General features: G+C 71.4%; 2 protein-coding genes. Both read right to left on the bottom strand.

The genetic code is table 11. The annotated features are described in order from the left end of the window. On the bottom strand, positions 1-605 hold a 605-nt coding region (locus tag G6017_RS11295; protein WP_347237992.1), incomplete at its 3' end, for a MazG nucleotide pyrophosphohydrolase domain-containing protein. Positions 606-673: 68 nt separating this feature from the next. Next, on the bottom strand, positions 674-3,089 hold a 2,416-nt coding region (mfd, locus tag G6017_RS11290), incomplete at its 5' end, for a transcription-repair coupling factor (protein ID WP_182617401.1).

Here is a 3,089-nt window from a genome sequence, read left to right as displayed (position 1 = left end):
CCGGCGGTGTGCTCGCGGAAGAGGCCCGCCGGGTCCACGTGGACCACCCTCATCTGCGCGGGGACCAGCTCATCGGGCACACCCGCCGAGCGGGCGCGGGCCAGCACTTTCTGCCCGAGGGCGAGGGCCGGCATGTCCCACGGGATGCCGTCGACCACCCCGCGCGGGGGGCGACCGGTACGTTCGGCGGCCTTGGCCTCCTGCCAGAGCCGGTCCTGCTCTGCGGCGTCGAGGCCGGCAGCGCCATCAGCGGTGAACCAGTAGGGCGCACGCCGGCGCAGCTTGTCCAGAAGGGCGCCGGCCACGTCGTGGATGTCGAACGCCCCCTCGGCCCGCTCCTCGCCGATCGCGGCGTGGAACAGCACCTGCAGGAGAAGATCGCCGAGCTCGGAGACCAACTCATCGCGGTCTCCGTCGGCCACGGCGTCGACCAGCTCCCACGACTCCTCCAGCAGGTACGGCAGTAGCGAGGCGTGGGTCTGGGCGGCTTCCCACTCGCCGTCGCGCCGGATGCGGGCCATCACCTCGACGGCCTCGGCGAGCCGATCCCCCGCGCCCGCGCCCGCGCTCAAGCTCGAGCCCGTCGAAAAGAGCGTTTCGGACACATCGGCCGAGTGGATCTGTGCGGAACGCTCTTTTCGATGGGGGTCGGAGCCGGAACCGGACTCGGGACTCACACCGACACCAACTCCGGCTGGATCACCGGGTGCGAGCCCTCGGGATCCCCGGCCATGGCGGTGAGGAAGTCGGCGGCGTACTGCAGCATCTCGTCGTCGCGCGCCTTCTCCGCGCCCGCACCGGCACGCGCGCCTGCCGCCTTGGGCAGCGGGAGCAGCACGGTCTTCTGCGTGGCCCGGTACTGCGCGGCCGGGTACATGCGCTTGAGCCGGATCTGCTGGGAGTCGAGCAGATCGAGCGGGCCCACGCGCAGGCGGGAGCCGGCCAGCACGATCTCGCGCACCTTGTACTTCTGGCACACGAGCCGCAGTCGCGACACGGACACCACGCGCCGGGCCTCGGCGGGCATGGGTCCGTAGCGGTCCACCAGTTCCTCGACCACCGCGTCGATGTCCTCGGGCGCCCGCGCCTGGGACAGTTTGCGGTACGCCTCGAGCCGTAGCCGGTCGCCGTCGACGTACTCGACCGGGATGTAGGCGTCGACCGGCAGCTCGATGCGGATCTCGCCCACCTCCTCCTCGACCTCCACGGTCTCGCCGTCGGCGATCGCGCGGTAGGCCTCCACGGCCTCGCCCACCAGACGGATGTAGAGGTCAAAGCCGACGCCGGCGATGTGGCCGGACTGCTCGGCGCCCAGGACGTTGCCGGCGCCGCGCAGCTCGAGGTCCTTCATGGCCACGGCCATGCCCGCGCCCAGGTCGTTGTTCTGGGCGATGGTGGCCAGCCGGTCGTACGCGGTCTCGGTGAGCGGCTTCTCCGGGTCGTAGAGGAAGTAGGCGTAGCCGCGCTCGCGGGACCGGCCCACGCGCCCGCGCAGCTGGTGCATCTGCGACAGACCCAGCTGGTCGGAGCGGTCCACGATCAGGGTGTTGGCGTTGGAGATGTCCAGGCCGGTCTCGACGATGGTCGTACACACCAGCACGTCGTAGTCGCGGTTCCAGAACCCGCCGACGGTCTGCTCGAGCTGCTCCTCCCCCATCTGCCCGTGGGCCACCACCACGCGCGCCTCGGGCACCAGGTCGCGGATCTTCGCCGCGGTGGCGTCGATGGTCCGCACCCGGTTGTGCACGTAGAACACCTGCCCCTCGCGCAGCAGCTCGCGGCGGATGGCGGCGGCGACGTGCTTGTCCGAGTGCGCGCCGACGTATGTGAGCACGGGCAGCCGCTCCTCGGGCGGAGTGAGGATCTGGCTCATTTCGCGGATCCCGGCCAGCGACATCTCCAGCGTCCTCGGGATGGGCGTCGCGGACATGGTCAGCACGTCCACGTGGGTGCGCAGCGAGGTGATGTGCTCCTTGTGCTCCACACCGAAGCGCTGCTCCTCGTCCACCACCACCAGCCCGAGGTTCTTCCAGTGCACCGCGGTGGCCAGCAACCGGTGGGTGCCGATCACCACGTCCACCGTGCCGTCGGCCAGCCCCTTGAGTACCTCCTTGGCCTCGGCGTCGGAGGTGAACCGGCTGAGCCCCTTGACGGTCACGGGGAACCCGGTCATGCGCTCGACGAAGGTCGCCTGGTGCTGCTGCGCGAGCAGCGTGGTGGGCACCAGTACCGCGACCTGGGTGCCGTCCTGCACGGCCTTGAACGCCGCCCGCACGGCCACCTCGGTCTTGCCGTAGCCCACGTCGCCCACCACCACGCGGTCCATGGGGGCGGTCTTCTCCATGTCCCCCTTGACCTCCTCGATCGCCGTGAGCTGGTCGACGGTCTCGGTGAACGGGAACGCGTCCTCCATCTCCCGCTGCCAGGGGGTGTCGGGGCCGAACGCGCGGCCCGGGGCGGACTGCCGCTTGGCGTAGAGCTGCACCAGCTCGGTGGCGATCTCCCGAACCGCCTTGCGGGCCTTGCGCTTGGTGTTCTGCCAGTCGGCGCCGCCCATCTTGCTCAGCGTCGGGGCCTCCCCGCCTACGTAGCGGCTCAGCTGTCCGAGGGACTCCATGGGCACGAACAGGCGGTCGCCGGCGCCCCCGCGTTTGCCGGGGGCGTACTCGATCACCACGTATTCGCGGCGGCTCGAACCGTCCCCGCCGCGCACCTGCCGCTCGACCATCTCCACGAACCGGCCGATGCCGTGCTGGTCGTGCACCACCCAGTCGCCGGCCTTGAGCGCCAGCGGGTCCACCTGGTTGCGTCGCTTGGCGTGGCGCGCCTTGGGGCGCGCGGTGGCGCCGAGTCGGTTGCCGGTGAGGTCGGTCTCGGAGACGACGACGAGGTGGTCCCCCTGCTCCCCGGAGTCCCCCGACAGGGCGAACCCCCCGTGCAGGATCGCCTCGTAGACCGACACCACGCCGGGGGCGGGCTCGGATCCCGCCGGGGCGGCGGTGGCCGGGACCTCCGCCTCGGACAGGCGTTCCAGGACGCGGTCGACGGTGCCGTGGCCCGGGACCACCACCGCGGCCCGGCCGCCGGAG

The sequence above is a fragment of the Dietzia sp. B44 genome (assembly GCF_014145245.1).
Classification (GTDB): domain Bacteria; phylum Actinomycetota; class Actinomycetes; order Mycobacteriales; family Mycobacteriaceae; genus Dietzia; species Dietzia natronolimnaea.
The sequence above is the reverse complement of the archived record's forward strand: the minus strand, read 5'-3'. Positions and strand labels throughout refer to the sequence as shown.